Genomic DNA, 279 nt, shown 5'->3' with positions numbered 1-279 from the left:
ACCTTGAGCGCTGGGAGCGGCGGCGGTGCGATGCTTGTAATAGTCTTCTAAGCCACTGTCGATAATGGTTTGGGCTACGGCGGCACAACCTTGGCAACACATGGGTTCCATTTTACCTAGAATAGGAACAGATAAGCTCAGACCTGCCGGAACAACTTCTTTGCAATGAAAGCAAAGGTGTTTGTTACTTCCCATCAATCTCTTCTATGTTGTACAGCGGCAGTTGTAGCTCTTCTTGTAAACGCCAGCTGTCATCCATTGGACTGATGCGGATAAACC

The 279-nt window shown here is 48.4% G+C and carries 1 protein-coding gene; it reads right to left on the bottom strand.

The window, feature by feature from the left end; all coding sequences use genetic code 11:
• The coding region (locus tag Q4528_RS13660) for a heavy metal translocating P-type ATPase metal-binding domain-containing protein (protein WP_303522095.1) at positions 1 to 195 on the bottom strand (195 nt) is incomplete at its 3' end.
• Between the last annotated feature and the right edge of the window lie 84 nt (positions 196 to 279).

It is taken from the genome of Staphylococcus pasteuri, from assembly GCF_030547725.1.
Lineage (GTDB): Bacteria > Bacillota > Bacilli > Staphylococcales > Staphylococcaceae > Staphylococcus > Staphylococcus pasteuri.
Note: the sequence above shows the minus strand (reverse complement) of the source record. Positions and strands in the feature narration are given on the sequence as shown.